The sequence below is a fragment of the Streptomyces melanosporofaciens genome (genome assembly GCF_900105695.1).
Taxonomy (GTDB): Bacteria; Actinomycetota; Actinomycetes; order Streptomycetales; family Streptomycetaceae; genus Streptomyces; species Streptomyces antimycoticus.
Map to the genome: position 1 here is coordinate 8,155,560 of NZ_FNST01000002.1, position 13,934 is coordinate 8,169,493.

Below are 13,934 nucleotides of genomic sequence, written 5' to 3' on the forward strand. Positions count from 1 at the left end.
CAGAATAAGATATTTCGCCATTAAATGGGATAATTTTTGCAAAGAGAAGGGGCGAAGTCTGGTCAGCCGTCCTGCGATGGGTCGTCCGTCTTCCGCGCCTCCTGCGCCGGCGGGCGGTCACCAGTGGGGCCGTAGGCAACGTCGCTCTCCTCCCGCGCGGCCGGAGCGGTCCCTTCCTGGGCGGTCGGACGGGGGCGCCGAACGCTCAGCGCGACGGACGCCGCCAGGACCGTGACGATGACCGCCAGGCTGACCGGTGACGGAATCTCCGGGATGCTGTTGCTGACCAGCTTGTGCGACGCCTGAAGGATCAGCTTCACGCCGATGAAGGAGAGGATCAGCGCAAGGCCCTTGCTGAGGTAGTGGAACCGGTCCAGCAGCCCGGCGAGCAGGAAGTACAGGGCGCGCAGGCCGAGGATGGCGAAGGCGTTGCTGGTGTAGACGATGAAGGCGTCGTCGCTGACCGCGAGAACGGCGGGCACGCTGTCCACGGCGAAGACCAGGTCGGCTGCCTCGATCGCGGCGACGACCGCGAGCAGCGGGGTGGCGACGCGTTTGCCGGCCTCCATGACGAAGAACTTCATCCCGGCGTACTCATCCCGAACGGGCATGACCTTGCGCAGCAGCCGCACGGCGATGCTTTTGCCCGGATCGAAGCTCTCGTCCTCCTCATGGAGGATCTTGTAGGTGCTGTAGAAGAGGACGGCCGCGAAGACGAACAGCACTGCGGTGAACCGGCTGACCACAGCCACTCCGGCGGCCAGGAAGATGCCGCGGAACACCAGCGCGCCCATGACGCCGAAGAACAGGACGCGGTGCTGGTAAGGGCGCGGCACCTTGAAGTAGGCGAAGATCAGCGCGAAGACGAACAGGTTGTCGACCGACAGGCTCTTCTCCAGCAGCCACGCGGTGGTGTACTCCACCCCCGGCGTCATGCCCAGAACCAGGAAGATGACCGCCCCGAAGATCAGGGCGAGACCGACCCACACCCCGCTCCAGGCGGCGGCCTCCTTGAACCCGATGATGTGCGCCTCCCGGTGCGCCAGCAGGTCCACCGCCAGCGACACGATCACGGTGACGGCGAACGCCGCCCACAGCCACATCGGCACATCGAGCACGAAAAGCCCCTTACACCAGTGGGGGTGAATCCCGCCTCTGGTGAAAGTCTGACCCAGCGGTTCCGGCTTGTCGCCCGCACCCGCACGATGGTCACTCCCGGACCGGGTCTGTCACGGACGGTGTGGCCGGGGGCGACCGGCTACTGAGAGGCCGGCCTCCCGCCGCGGCGCGAAGCCGTGTCGTGCAGCCGGGGCCGTCAGAACCGGGTCCTCAGGACCGGAGCCGGGCTGCCGGGCCGGGCCTGGCGCTGACGTCGTAGGGGGACAGGGAGGTATGCCCCCGCTCGCACTCGACCGTCACCCGCACCGGCGCTTCGCACATGGCGTGCCGAAGATCGAGGACCGGCCCCTCTGCATCGTCTCCCGTGTACGCCTCGCCCCACTGCTTCAGCGCCACCAGGACGGGCCAGAGGTCCCAGCCCTTGCGGGTCAGGCGGTATTCGTTGCGCGCACGGCTGCCGGGTTCCTGATACTGGACGGTCTTCAGGATGCCGGCCGCGGTCAGCTTTCTGAGGCGATCGCTGAGGACCGCCTCCGACAGGCCGATGTGGCGGCGGAACTCGTCGAAGCGGCGGATGCCATTACTTGCGTCGCGCAGGATGAGCAATGTCCATTTCTCCCCGACCAGATCAAGCGTGAGCTGGACCGGGCAGTTCTCCGTGCTCGCCTCAAGCCACTCCATCCCGCCATCCTAAGTCCCTGACTTCGCAATTGACAGTCAGGTGCCCACCCGGCTAGCTTCGCCATGCGAAGTCAGATCGGGAGGAGCGGGGCTGTGGGACGAACGCGCACGTACGAGTGGGAGGACCCGGCGCTCACGGCAGCGGCTGTGGGGCAGTCTTCCGGTCTGGATTTCCTGCGTGAGTTGCAGGCAGGCCGGCTTCCCGGGGCGCCTGTGGGCGCGACCGTGGGCTTCTCGCTCGATGAGGTGGAGAAGGGGCGTGTGGTGTTCTCGCTGGTGCCGGGGGAGGAGCACTACAACCCCATCGGCAGTGTGCACGGCGGCATCTATGCCACGCTGCTCGACTCGGCCGCCGGCTGTGCCGTCCAGTCGACGCTTCCACCGGGCATGGCATACACCTCACTTGATCTGACCGTGAAGTTCCTGCGCCGGATCACCGTGGAGACAGGCGCGGTCCGCGCGATCGGCACGGTGGTCAGCAGTGGCCGCCAAACCGCCCTCGCCCAGGCCCAGTTGGTCGACGCGACGGACCGTGTACTCGCCCACGCCACCAGCACGTGCATGTTGTTCCCGCTGCCGGAGGCGTGAGTCGCCCCGCATCAGAGCCGTGGCGGCGGCCCTCGCCGGAGGCCGCGGGGCTCCTTGACCACGCTCGCTGTCCGCTCAGAGGGACTGGCGCCGGACACCGCATGGTGTCAGATCGGGTCAGTCCCCCGGGCGGGTGACCAGGCGGCCCCGGACCTTGCCGTGGCGGAGCCGGTCCAGGCCCTCGTTGAGGTCGGCGAAGGGGATCTCTTCCACGATCGGGGTGATCCGGCCCTCCGCGATGAAGCCGAGGACCTGGCGGTATTCGTCCTTGCCGGCGCCGTAGGAGCCGCGGAGTTGCACGCTTTTGCGGATGAGGCTGCCGTTGGAGAAGGTCGTGGTCTTGGTGCCGAGGCCGACGACGACCACGCGGCCCAGGCGGCGTACGGCATCGATCGCGTCCGACGTGGTGGAGCCCACGCCCGCGAAGTCGACGATGGCGTCGGGCCGCAGGTCCGCCAGCGCGGTGACGTCGGTGAAGCACTCGCGGGCGCCCGCCGCGCGGGCTGCCTCGAAGGTGTCGGGGTTGATGTCCACGCCGTAGACCGTGGCCCCCGCGATCACTCCTGTACGGACTCCATTGAGGCCGAGGCCGCCCAGGCCGACGACAGCGATCACGTCGCCCGGTTTGGCCCGAGCCTCGGTGCGGACCGCATGGTAGGCCGTGACGACCGAGTCCGTGGCGACCGCCGCATGGACCGTGGAGACGTTGTCGGGCAGGGGGACGAGAGTGGAGGCATGGGCCACCAGGCGTTCGGCATAGCCGCCGTCGAGGCCGATGCCCGGCGCGTAGGACGCCTTGACCTCCGGGTGCGCGATGATCGCGACGGCCACGCGGTCGCCTATTGCATAGCCCTCCACCCCCTCGCCGAGGGCGGAGACGGTGCCCGCGACCTCGTGGCCGAGCGTGAAGGGCGGTCGGACGATGGGCTCGATCATGCCGTCGATCACATGAACGTCGGAGTGGCACAGTCCGGCGGCCTCGACGTCCACCACGACCCAGCCCGGGCCGGCCACCGGGTCCGCCAGTTCGGCACCCTGCAGCGGGGCGCCCTTCGCCACGTACCGGAAGGCCTTCATCGACTACTCCAAAGTTCACCTGATTCGAACCGCCGCAGCAGCCTACCGCCATGTCAGTTCCCGCTGATCGGCGGGCGGTTGGCCCTGGCCCGGGCGGAGTTCGTCCGCCGCGTCCAGCGCTCCAGCACGGCGCGCTCGTCTTCGCTCAGCAGCAGCGGTCCCGGCTTTCGCCCACGACGCGGCACATCCGGCAGCCGGGTCCGGAGGCTGATCATGTGTATGCGGACGCGGTAGACTCGTCAAGGATTTTCGTACCAAAAGTGCCAAGAAACGTGCCCCACGTCTGATTTCAGGTGTTTCAAGGAGTAGATAACCGTGCCGTCGAGGCAGAGTTCCGCACCTCGTTACAGCGTTGGCCAGGAAGTTATTTTTCAAGCGGCGCTGGAATGTTTTTACCGGCACGGATACGACGGCACTTCGGTACGTGATATCGCCAAGGCATCCGGCACTACACCGGCTGCCATGTATCATTATTACGAATCGAAGCAGGATCTGCTGGTAGATATCATCGGCCGCTTTATGGGGCAGTCGATTGAGGTCACGAGTGCAGCCATCGGAGCTGAGAGCGGACCTTCTGCGCAACTGTTCGCCGCAGCCCGTTCGCACGTTCTGTGGAACGCGTCCGACGTGGTGTCGAGTTTCGTTGTCAACAGCGAGATCCGTAGCCTTGAACCGGTCAACCGACGTCGCGTCATCGCCCAGCGGGACAAGCTGCAGCGCATGTTCGACGCGGTGGTCGAGCACGGCGTGGCCGAGGCCGTCTTTGCCACGCCCTGGCCGCGAGAGGCCAGTCGAGCCGTGGTGACCATGTGTACCGCTGTCGCCAACTGGTACAAGAGCAGCGGAGAGCTGTCGCCCGAAGAGATCGCGGACCGGTACGGGGCCATGGCTTTGTCGCTGGTGGGCGCGCGAGAGATGAATTCGATGTAGCTCGACTTCCTTCCTCCTGTCCAAGGTGTGGAGGCAGGTTATCCCTTACAGTCCTCCGGGTCCATGAGGTGCTCTTCCTGGCCCAGGACATTGCGGCGCATGTCGCGCGCAAGAATATGGGATTCAGCAAGCCCCCTTTTTTTGGTCCCTCGGTGGGCATACGGCCGTTGATGTGCCGCTGACGATATTCGACGGCTGTCCAGGTCCAGTTTTATCCGTCAGTGCCAAGCCTGGTCCGACGGGCGCAATGCCCGTGCGCGACGGTGCCACGCTGTGATTGCAGCCGTGCGCGGGGCCTCAATTGCCTTCCCTACGCCCTGGTCCACCTGATGGGTGGATCGGGGCGCCCCCATCCGCAGCGGGACGTGCTGCCGGTGTGGAGGCCCGCGACGTCCATGCTCCCATTCGATGTCCTGAACGGTCGTTTAGTCAATGGCTTCACCTGGCATTGCCTAAACGATCGTTTAGGTCTACTCTGCGGCGGACGTACAGGGCTACATGCCACGACGCAGCCGGAGGGACTCATGCAGCATCAGTGGACCGCACACTTCATCGCCGGGAAGTGGGAGCACGAACAGGGCGGGCGGCCGATCCAGGTGGAGAACCCCGCCACCGGGCGGGTGATCGGGACCGTGCCGGAGGGAGACGCCCGGCACGTGGACCGGGCCGTCGCGGCGGCCCGCGACGCTCTCGCGGGATGGTCGAAGTGGACCGTGGAGGACCGTGCCCGGCTGCTCGACCGGCTGGCCGCGCTGCTGGAGGAGCGCCAGGAGCAGATGGCGCAGACGGTTACCGCGGAACTCGGTGCACCGATCAAACTGGCGCGCGGATTGCATGCCGCGCTGCCGGTGAATGACGTACGGGAGACTGCCCGCGCTCTGCGCGCGATGGAGTTCGAGACCGGGGTGGCCAACTCTCGTGTCCACTCCGTTCCCGTTGGCGTCGTTGGGGCGATCACGCCCTGGAATTACCCGGTCCACCAGGTCGTCAGCAAGATAGTCCCAGCCATCGCCGCAGGCTGCACGGTTGTGCTCAAGCCCAGTGAACTCGCCCCGCTCAGTGCGTTGCTGCTGGCCCGGACCATGCAGGAGGCCGGTCTTCCGGACGGGGTACTGAACGTCGTCAACGGCGACGGGCCGGCCGTGGGCCAGGCCATCGTGGACCATGCTGGAGTGGACGCGGTGTCGTTCACCGGGTCGGAGGCAACCGGCCGTGCGGTGGCCCAGCAGGCAGCGCGGACCTTGAAGCGCATCACCCTGGAACTCGGCGGGAAGTCCGCCAACGTCATCCTGGACGACGCCGACCTCGTCAAGGCGGTCAAAGTCGGGGTCGCCAACTGCTTCTTGAACTCCGGGCAGAGCTGTAACGCGCTGACCCGGCTGCTGGTGCCTTTTGAGATGCTCGCCCAGACCGAGGAGATCGCGGCCGCGGCGGCCGCGCGGTACGTTCCCAGCGACCCGACCGACGAGCGGACCAGGATCGGGCCGCTGGTGAGCGCGCGACAGCGGGCGCAGGTCGTCGCCGCGATCGAGCGTGGCGTGTCCGATGGGGCCAAGCTCATCGCCGGGGGACCGCAGCGGCCGTCCGGGCAGACGCTGGAGACCGGGCACTATGTGTGGCCCACTGTCTTCACCCAAGTGGATCCTGGGTCCTTCCTCGCCCAGGAGGAGATCTTCGGCCCGGTGCTGTCCATCATCGGGTACACCGACGAGGCCGATGCCATTGCCATCGCCAACAACTCCCGTTTCGGCCTCGGCGGCGCGGTCTGGTCGGCCGACGTCGACCGGGCCCGTACCGCCGCGCGGCAGATACATACCGGACAGGTCGACATCAACGGCGGGGCGTTCAACCCGGCGGCCCCGTTCGGCGGGGTCAAGAACTCCGGCTACGGCCGCGAACTGGGGCGAGCGGGTATCGAGGAGTTCCTCTACCAGCAATCCCTGCAGTTCTAGGCGGACGCAACAACAGATAGGAGCCGCACATGGGACATGAGCCCGAGATCCCGGGCCGGGACCAACAGTGGGTCGATGTGGGCCGGACAGCCGCCACCGCGATCCGCACCGTTCGCCCGGCCGGCACTCCGTGGTCGCGTGCGCAACTGTTGGAGGTGTTCGCCGGACTTCGATCGACCGGATACCTGGGATCGACGATCGAGAAGAAGGCGGGCGGAGCCGGCCTCGAACTCGGCCAGTTCGCTTCGCTGACCGAAGGGCTGGCCTCTTCGGCGCCCTTCTTGTCGAACCACAGCGTCCAGCGCTTCATCGCCAGGTCCGGCAGCCCCGAGGCAAAGCAACAGGCGCTGCCCGGCCTGCTCGGCGGAACCAGCATCGGAGCCGTGGCCGTGACCGAGCCGCAGGGCGGCAGCAGCCTCAAGAACCTGCGCACCAGAATCCTCCCGGGCCGCAAGACATTGCTCCTGACCGGACGCAAGGACTGGGTGACCCACGCGATGACGGCCGACATCGCCGCCGTTCTGGCCGCTGACGAACAGGGGAACCGGGTACGGGTGCTCGTCGACCTGGCTGCCCCCGGCGTGGTGCGGGAGCCGCTGCGCGCCCGCGGACTGCGTCATCTCACCTTCGGAACACTGCTGTTCAACGAGGTGGAGGTCGAGGCGTGGCGGATCCTCGATGAGGACGGAGCGGCCGGGGCAAAGGCCGGCTTCGGTGTGGCGCGCGTGCTGGTCGCCGTGCAGGCTGTGGCCCTCGCGTTCCAGGCGCTGGACCAGACCGCGCAGTACCTGGCGACCCGCACCGCGCGCGGCGTCCGGGTCATCGACCTGGACATCACCACCCAGCGGCTCGGCGCTCTGGTCGCCGAATTGCAGGGCGCTCGCCTGCTGGCCTACCACGCGGTCGAGGCCGTGGAAGCGGGCCATGAGTCGGCGGCGGCCCTGGCCAGCGGCGCCAAGGCGCACGCCTGCGCTGTCGCCGTTCGCGCCTGTACCGACTTGGTGGCCATGTGCGCCGGACACGGTCTGGACCTCGGGACCGGAATAGCGGACTACCGCGACGACGCGGAGATGCTCGCAACCGCCGACGGGACCGGACTGGTCAACAGCATTCTCTGGGGCGCCTACGTCAAGGGCCACCTCGCCGGATGTTGCTAGGGGCCATCGCGGGGCCACGCCCTGCACCTTCAGAGTCGGCAGAAAGCCGGAGCCATCAGCCCAAGGAGAAACAGTGTCGTCTTTCCAGATAGTTGTTCTGATGGTGGTGGCCTACATCATCGTGATAGCAGCGGTGAGCGTCATCGCCCGTAAAGCGGGCAGGACAGCAGAGGGATTCGTCCGCGGCGGCCGGGTCTTCCCGGCAGCCGTGATCGGACTGTTCATGGCGTCCGAGGTCGTGGGGACCTCGGCCAGCGTCGGGACCGCTCAAGGTGCGTTCACCTCCGGTATCTCCGCCGCCTGGAACCTCGGCGCCCTGGGGATCGGATTCGTCATCTTCGCCCTGCTCTTCGCGAAGCGGTTCAAGCGGCTCGACGAGGTGACGATCTCGGGCGCGCTGGAACGGGCGTACGGACCCGGAGTACGGCGCGTCGCGTCCCTGACCATGATCACCTCGCTGCTGCTGGTGGCCACCGCGGCCTACGTCAGCGGTGGCGCGATGATCGCCACCCTGCTCGGGATCGACGCGGACTGGGCCGTCGTGATCGTCGGCGTCCTGGCAAGCGTCTACGTGGTGATCGGCGGCATGCGGTCGGTCATCTACACCAACCTGATCAATATCGCCGTCAAGATCATCGGGATTGTCGTCGTGGCAATCGCCGCCTATGCCGCCGCGGACGGCTACCACGGATTGAGAGTCGCTCTGCCGCCGCGGATGCTCGACTGGGACGGAGTCGGCTGGAGCCAGATCGGTGCCTGGCTGGTAGCCGGAGGCGGCGCGATGTTCGCCACCCAGTATGTCGTCCAGGCCATGACCACCGTCAGCAGCGAGGCCAAAGCCAGGACCGCGGGGCTGTACACCAGCCTCATCCTGATCCCCTACGGCATCCTCGCAGCACTCATCGGTGTCTGCGCGGCAGTCGTGCACCCCGAGATCGACAGCCTGCAGGCACTGCCGTCGATGGTCGTCGACCTCAATCCGTTCCTGCAGGGCATCGCGGTGACCGGCCTGATCGCCTCGGTGTTCGGTCTGATCTCCGCGTTGACGATCGGCTCCTCCACGCTGCTGCTCAAGGACTTTCACCAGCCCTACTTCAACAAGGAGAACGACGAGGCCAAGGCCGTGCGATTCGCCCGGCTGTCCACGCTCGTCTGCGGGCTGATCCCGGTCGTGGTGGCACTGTTCGCCTCGGACGTCCTGGGAGTGACCTTCCTGGCCAAGGCGTTGCGGGCCTCCCTGGCGGTGTTCGTCGTCCTGATGTTCTATCGGCCCTCGTTCGGCTCCCGGCAGGGTGCGCTGGCCTCGATCTGCCTGTCCCTGCCCGCAGTGGTCGGCTGGTACATCGCAGGCGACCCCTTCGGTATCGACAACGCCTACATCGCGATCCTCACCCCCCTGGTGATCATGACCATCGCCCAGCTGAGCGGGCGGGGCGCCAAGGCGCGCACGCCGATCGGCACGGCGCGGAAAGACATCCCCACGGCCACGGGACCCTCCGCTGTCCCGACCGACCACCACCTGAGCACCGGCGCACGGTAAGAGCCGTGACGCCCAGATCGAGGAGGAGATGATGGTGACCGAGCTGGTGACCAGCGAGATCGACCACGCAGGGATCGCCCTGGTGACGCTGAACCGCCCCGAGAAGCTGAACACCATGACCGCCGACCTGCTGGAGCAGGCGCACAAGGTGTTCTCCCAACTCGCGCAGAACCCGGCCGTCAAGGTCGTGATCCTCACCGGCGCCGGCCGCGGATTCTGCGCGGGCGGTGATCTGTCCCAGGGGCCGGGCGGCGCCGTCACCGGCTCCCTGCGCGGCAACGCGGCCGCGGCGCAGCTGCGCACCTACATGGAGACCGCGGCACTTTTGCACACGATGCCCGCGGTGACGATCGCCGCCATCAACGGCGCCTGCGCGGGGGCGGGCCTGTCCTGGGCCTGCGCGACAGACCTGCGATTCGCCGCCGACCACGCCCGCTTCAATGCCGCCTTCCGCGACGCGGGCCTGTCCGGTGACTTCGGCGGAACCTGGACCTTGCCGAGGATCGTCGGCTTCGGCCGGGCCCGGGAGAAGTACCTGCTGTCCGAGCCGTTCGATGCCCATGAGGCGCTGCGCATCGGCCTGGTGTCGGAAATCTGCCCGGCCGAACAGCTCCTCGAGCGGGTCCACACCATCGCCCGGGGCCTGGCGGAAGCGCCACCCATCGCGCTGCGACTGATGAAGCGGAACCTCCTCGAGAGCGAATACACAAGCTTCGACCAGGCGCTGGACAGCGAGGCGGTCAGGCACTCGCGGTGTGCCGGGACCGAAGACGCCGCCGAGGCCGCGAAGGCGTTCGTGGCGAAGCGGCCCCCGGTGTTCGTCGGCAGGTGAGGGAACAGACGCCAGACCGGGCGGCGAGAGGCTCTGCTCGCCGCGCATCAGAACGGAGACACCTACTGTGACGGTTGCTTTCTCAGCCGGCGATTCGACAGACGACACCCGGCACGATGCTGCGCGAAGTCTCCCTCTCGAGGGAGTACAGGTCCTGGACCTGTCCCGCACCGTCGCCGGCCAGTTCGCCGCCCGGCTGCTCGCTGACCACGGGGCAGCGGTGACACTTGTGCAGCCTCCGCCGCCGGCGGCCCGTGCCACCCTGACCGACCCGCCGGATTCCCGCCCGCACTGGGCTCTGCACCTCCACCTCAACCACTCCAAGACCATCCGCACCCTCCCGGAGGACGGGCTGGAAGGTGCTGTGAGGCAGTGCGGCACGGACGTTGACGTAGTGGTCGTGTCCGACCGTGCCGAAGCCGCCGTCGCCGCCCGGCTCGTGCCGCACGCGCTGGTCGCGGTCGCCACCGACTTCGCCGACGAGGGGCCGTACCGCACCTGGCAGGGGTCGGAGCTCATCCACCAGGCGCTGTCCGGCTCGATGCACTACACCGGTCTCGCGGGGCGCCCTCCGCTGCACGGCGCGGGGAACCGGGCGTACGTCGCAGCCGGTCTGTTCCTCTATCTGTCACTGGTGGCCCGACTGCGCACACGTCCGGCCTCCGGACCCGGCGGGGAGATCGTACGGATCGCGGTGCACGAAGCCGCGGCCGCGATGGAACAGAACTTCTCCGCGCAGTGGGCCTACAGCGCCACGATCGCTCAGCGCGGTGAGCTGAACCGGCCGAAGGGTCGAATACGCTGCGCCGACGGCTGGATGACCGCCTTCGCCATGGAGGGCCGACTGGCCGAACTGCTGGCCGCCGTGGGCGCCGACGACCTCGCGGACTCGCCGCCGTTCTCGTCGTGGCAGACCTTCATGCACGGCGTCCAGCCCGCGTTCGCGCGGATCGAGGAGCGATCACGGAAACACAGCCGCGAGAGCCTGCTCCGGGCCGCGGTGGAGCGTCGGCTGGTGATGTCGCCGGTACGTACACCGGGCGAACTCAGACACGATCCCCAACTACTGGCCAGAGACTTCTGGCGGCACACGGAATTCGAAGGCCGGCAACAGCTGGTTCTGGGCCCGATGTGGCGACCCGCCGGTTACGAACCAGGCGCCGCCGCCGGAGCGAGATCCGGTGAGCGGTACGGCACACAGGCTCCGCGTGGCCCGGTCGCCGACGGCCGGCGCGCCGTAGCTCCGCACAGGCCGCTGGCGGGTGTGCGCGTGGTCGACTTCACGACGGCCTGGTCCGGCCCCCTGGCTACCCGCATCCTCGCCCTGCTGGGTGCGGAGGTACTCAAGGTGGAGAGCGCCACCAGGATGGATGCCTGGCGCGGCCCGGCCAAGTCCGTGACCGCCACGGAGTTCTATCCGGATGCCGACCCGGGCGACCGTCCGTACAACCGCAACGCTTGGTTCAACGCGCAGAACCTGGGCAAGAAGTCGGTGCTCTTGGACCTGAAGACCGACACCGGGCGGAAACGGGCGCTCGGGCTGTGCGGGGAATGCGATCTGGTGGTCACCAACTTCACCCCGGGCACCATGGAACGACTGGGGCTCGGCTTCGATGAGCTCTGTAAGGTCAACCCCACCACGGTCATGGTAGAAATGTCCGGATTCGGTGCCACCGGGCCGCTGCAGACCCATCGCGCTTACGGGCAGACCATGGAGGCCATGTCCGGGATCGCCTCGCTCATCGGATACGACGAAGCCTCCGGCCCCCTGGGCTCAGGGTCTGCCTACCTCGACCCCATGGGAGGTCTGGCCGGCGCCGCGGCCGCGCTCACCGCGCTCCTCCACCGCGAGCGGACCGGCCGCGCCCAATATGTCGAGGTGGCTCAGCGTGAAGCCGCCATGGCCTGGATCGGCGAGATCATTCTGGACGCGATCGCCACGGGCGTGGACCCCGCCCCGCGGGGCAACGGGCGGCCCGGCGCCTTCCCCCACGACGCGTTTCCCTGCCAAGGAGAGGACCAGTGGATCGCCATCGCCGTCCTCGATCAGGCCCAATGGTCGGCCCTGTGCGGGGAGTTGGGCTGGACGGACTGGGCGGAGGATCCGTCGTTGCGGGAGGTGGCCGGGCGGCAGGCCAGGGCGGACGAGATCACACGCCGCCTGTCGTCGGTGACCGGAGGAGAAGACAAGGCGACTCTCGCGCGGCGATTGCAGCGAGCCGGCGTCCCGGCCGCTCCCGTACAGAACGGCAAGGATCTGTTCGAAGATCCACAGTTGCGGTATCGAGGGTGGTTCGCCCGCCTGACCCACCCCGAGGCCGGCACCCACGAGTATGCCGGCCTGCCCCTGGAAGCTGCGGGCCTGATCCTGCAGCCCACTTCGGCGGCGCCGCTGTTGGGCCAGCACACCACCGCCGTCCTGGGGAGCCAGGACGCTGACGGCCTTGAACCGGAAGAGAGGAGCCGGGCAGGTCTGTGATCGCTCCTGCCACTGCCGGGGCCGAGCCGACACGACCACGCCCGGTGGCCGCCTGAGTCACGCTCGTGCGCCGCCGACCCATCCGGGGAACACGAGCACCTCGATCACCAAGTTTCCGGGCGTCTCCCGGACCACGATCCTCCTGGCGGTGCCCGCAGAGCTTGGGCGGCGCATCCGTGTCTGGCACCATCCTTGTGGGCAACGCTGACCGATGAGAACACCGAGGCGGAACCCGCGTGCTCACCGTGTCACAGCCCGCTGTCGGCCGGAGTCTCAGGGATGCCGTTGGTGGCGGGCGTACGCGTCGGCCAGGGCTTCGAATGATTCCTTGGGTTCCCAGTGCCAGGGAGAGTTCGGATCCGCCGGGCGGTCCCGGATCACTTTCACCAGGGTGTAGCCGGCCATGTCCAGGTCGAGTCGCTGCTCGCGGCGGTGCGGTGCGTCGGGCGTGAGGAAGGTATAGGCCATGGCCGCGTACAGGTTCATCGACTCGAACACGCCGAACACGTCGGTCAGGTAGGCGGCCTGTTCGCGCTCGCTGCGCACCAGCCCCTTCTTCACCCGCGGTGGCGTCGTGGAGTAATCGACGACGTCCCAGGCCATGCCGCCCAGGCGCGGAGCGCCCTTGAAGGTGCAGGAGCCGAACTCGGTGATCGCGAGCGGCTTGCCGTGGCGCTGATACGTGCGCAGCTCCCGGACGTGTCCGGAGCGGTTCGGATACCAGCCGTAGTAGTCGATGCACACCAGGTCGAACAGGTCCCAGTCGACGTCTTCGTCCTGCGCGGCCCCATAGGACAGGGGGCCGCGGAAGACCGAGCGGCCGACGGCGGCGGCCCGTGCGGTGAAGCGGCGCAGGCGCTGGGCCGTTTTCACCGGGTCGTAGTTGCCCTTGACCAGGTTGTCGATCCGTTCGGTCGCGGTGGCGCCGGGCACGATTCCGGGCACGAACAGCATGAACTCACAGCCGACGTTCAGATGCGTCCGCACGCCCTGCCGGCGCAGTCGTTCCGCGAACCGTCCGGTCTCCGCGAGGTGGTCGAGGATGTCGTCGGCGGGCACGTCCCCCAGGGTCGGCTCCAGCCAGACGTGCAGACCGTTCTCGGCCGCCTCGGCCGCGGTGCGCGTGAGCCGTTCGACCCCGTCGCCGGTGACTTTCACCGTGTCGGCGTGCAACTGGCGGCGGATCGACCGCAGATCAGCCCGGGCACGCGCCGCGCTCCATCCCGTCGCCGGGGTCTCGCCCTGCCCTACCTCGTAGACGACGCCGCGATAGCGCACCCCGCCCGGCTTTGCGTCCCCCGCCCGTTTCCGATCGGGCGAGGTGTGTGTTCCGTTCTGCCACTCCGCCGCGGCGGCGTGCCCCGCGGGAAGCGCCGCACCCACTGCGACGGCTCCCGCGAGCCGCAGCAACCGTGCCCTGCTGACCTGGGCTGCGCCCATCTCGTTCTCTCCCGTCTTTCGGATGGCAGCAGCCTGCGGGGGCCACCGGAGTCGGCACCATTCGCCGATGGTCTGCAAAGAGGGAGCGGGCGTCAGGACGAAGGACCTGCCGCCGTTGGCGAACGAACGACCCGAGAAG

At 68.0% G+C, this 13,934-nt stretch carries 12 protein-coding genes; 7 read left to right on the forward strand and 5 right to left on the reverse strand.

The window, feature by feature from the left end; translation table 11 throughout:
- Positions 1-62: 62 nt before the first annotated feature.
- Both BLV72_RS37190 and BLV72_RS37195 read right to left on the reverse strand, forming a co-directional pair.
- Complete coding sequence (locus tag BLV72_RS37190) at positions 63-1,118, reverse strand: TerC family protein (protein WP_093467921.1); 1,056 nt, start codon at positions 1,116-1,118, stop codon at positions 63-65.
- Between the two features lie 211 nt (positions 1,119-1,329).
- Entirely contained in the window at positions 1,330-1,800 is a 471-nt protein-coding gene (locus tag BLV72_RS37195; protein WP_093467922.1) for a winged helix-turn-helix transcriptional regulator, read from the reverse strand.
- A 93-nt stretch (positions 1,801-1,893) separates the two neighbouring features.
- Here BLV72_RS37195 and BLV72_RS37200 point away from each other — a divergent pair, with 93 nt between their 5' ends.
- Positions 1,894-2,388: a PaaI family thioesterase gene (locus tag BLV72_RS37200; RefSeq protein ID WP_093467924.1), complete on the forward strand. Its 495-nt coding sequence runs from the start codon at positions 1,894-1,896 to the stop codon at positions 2,386-2,388.
- Positions 2,389-2,505: 117 nt separating this feature from the next.
- Here the strand turns inward: BLV72_RS37200 and BLV72_RS37205 are convergent, their stop codons facing one another.
- Together BLV72_RS37205 and BLV72_RS48370 are read right to left on the reverse strand one after the other, a co-directional pair.
- Positions 2,506-3,465 (reverse strand): zinc-binding dehydrogenase, encoded by a 960-nt coding sequence (locus BLV72_RS37205; protein WP_093467925.1) that lies wholly within the window; start codon positions 3,463-3,465, stop codon positions 2,506-2,508.
- 53 nt (positions 3,466-3,518) lie between these two features.
- The gene (locus tag BLV72_RS48370) at positions 3,519-3,680 is read right to left on the reverse strand and encodes a hypothetical protein (RefSeq protein WP_167746471.1); all 162 of its coding nucleotides are present in this window, start codon (positions 3,678-3,680) and stop codon (positions 3,519-3,521) included.
- A gap of 100 nt (positions 3,681-3,780) precedes the next feature.
- On the opposite strand from BLV72_RS48370, the gene BLV72_RS37210 reads away from it, so the two are divergent.
- The 6 genes from BLV72_RS37210 to BLV72_RS37235 all read left to right on the forward strand — a co-directional run bounded on the left by BLV72_RS37210 (position 3,781) and on the right by BLV72_RS37235 (position 12,355).
- Entirely contained in the window at positions 3,781-4,395 is a 615-nt protein-coding gene (locus BLV72_RS37210; protein WP_167746472.1) for a TetR/AcrR family transcriptional regulator, read from the forward strand.
- 524 nt (positions 4,396-4,919) lie between these two features.
- Positions 4,920-6,347, forward strand: a complete 1,428-nt coding sequence (locus tag BLV72_RS37215) for an aldehyde dehydrogenase family protein (protein WP_093467928.1) — start codon at positions 4,920-4,922, stop codon at positions 6,345-6,347.
- Positions 6,348-6,376: 29 nt separating this feature from the next.
- On the forward strand, positions 6,377-7,504 hold the full coding sequence (locus tag BLV72_RS37220) for an acyl-CoA dehydrogenase family protein (protein ID WP_093467929.1): 1,128 nt from the start codon (positions 6,377-6,379) through the stop codon (positions 7,502-7,504).
- Between the two features lie 100 nt (positions 7,505-7,604).
- Positions 7,605-9,044 carry a sodium:solute symporter family protein gene (locus BLV72_RS37225; protein WP_208905849.1) on the forward strand — a complete coding sequence of 480 codons (1,440 nt, stop codon included), beginning with the start codon at positions 7,605-7,607 and terminating at the stop codon, positions 9,042-9,044.
- Between the two features lie 31 nt (positions 9,045-9,075).
- On the forward strand, positions 9,076-9,876 hold the full coding sequence (locus BLV72_RS37230; protein ID WP_208905850.1) for an enoyl-CoA hydratase-related protein: 801 nt from the start codon (positions 9,076-9,078) through the stop codon (positions 9,874-9,876).
- 67 nt (positions 9,877-9,943) lie between these two features.
- Entirely contained in the window at positions 9,944-12,355 is a 2,412-nt protein-coding gene (locus BLV72_RS37235; protein ID WP_167746474.1) for a CaiB/BaiF CoA-transferase family protein, read from the forward strand.
- Between the two features lie 273 nt (positions 12,356-12,628).
- Here the strand turns inward: BLV72_RS37235 and BLV72_RS37240 are convergent, their stop codons facing one another.
- Positions 12,629-13,795 carry a glycoside hydrolase family 113 protein gene (locus tag BLV72_RS37240; RefSeq protein WP_093467932.1) on the reverse strand — a complete coding sequence of 389 codons (1,167 nt, stop codon included), beginning with the start codon at positions 13,793-13,795 and terminating at the stop codon, positions 12,629-12,631.
- Between the last annotated feature and the right edge of the window lie 139 nt (positions 13,796-13,934).

What these genes read in the sequence shown, in the direction of transcription:
- BLV72_RS37195 (WP_093467922.1), bottom strand. Translation starts at nt 1,800, where the DNA reads ATGGAGTGGCTTGAGGCGAGCACGGAGAACTGCCCGGTCCAGCTCACG.
- BLV72_RS37205 (WP_093467925.1), bottom strand. Translation starts at nt 3,465, where the DNA reads ATGAAGGCCTTCCGGTACGTGGCGAAGGGCGCCCCGCTGCAGGGTGCC.
- BLV72_RS48370 (WP_167746471.1), bottom strand. Translation starts at nt 3,680, where the DNA reads ATGATCAGCCTCCGGACCCGGCTGCCGGATGTGCCGCGTCGTGGGCGA.
- BLV72_RS37215 (WP_093467928.1), top strand. Translation starts at nt 4,920, where the DNA reads ATGCAGCATCAGTGGACCGCACACTTCATCGCCGGGAAGTGGGAGCAC.
- BLV72_RS37220 (WP_093467929.1), top strand. Translation starts at nt 6,377, where the DNA reads ATGGGACATGAGCCCGAGATCCCGGGCCGGGACCAACAGTGGGTCGAT.
- BLV72_RS37225 (WP_208905849.1), top strand. Translation starts at nt 7,605, where the DNA reads ATGGTGGTGGCCTACATCATCGTGATAGCAGCGGTGAGCGTCATCGCC.
- BLV72_RS37230 (WP_208905850.1), top strand. Translation starts at nt 9,076, where the DNA reads ATGGTGACCGAGCTGGTGACCAGCGAGATCGACCACGCAGGGATCGCC.
- BLV72_RS37240 (WP_093467932.1), bottom strand. Translation starts at nt 13,795, where the DNA reads ATGGGCGCAGCCCAGGTCAGCAGGGCACGGTTGCTGCGGCTCGCGGGA.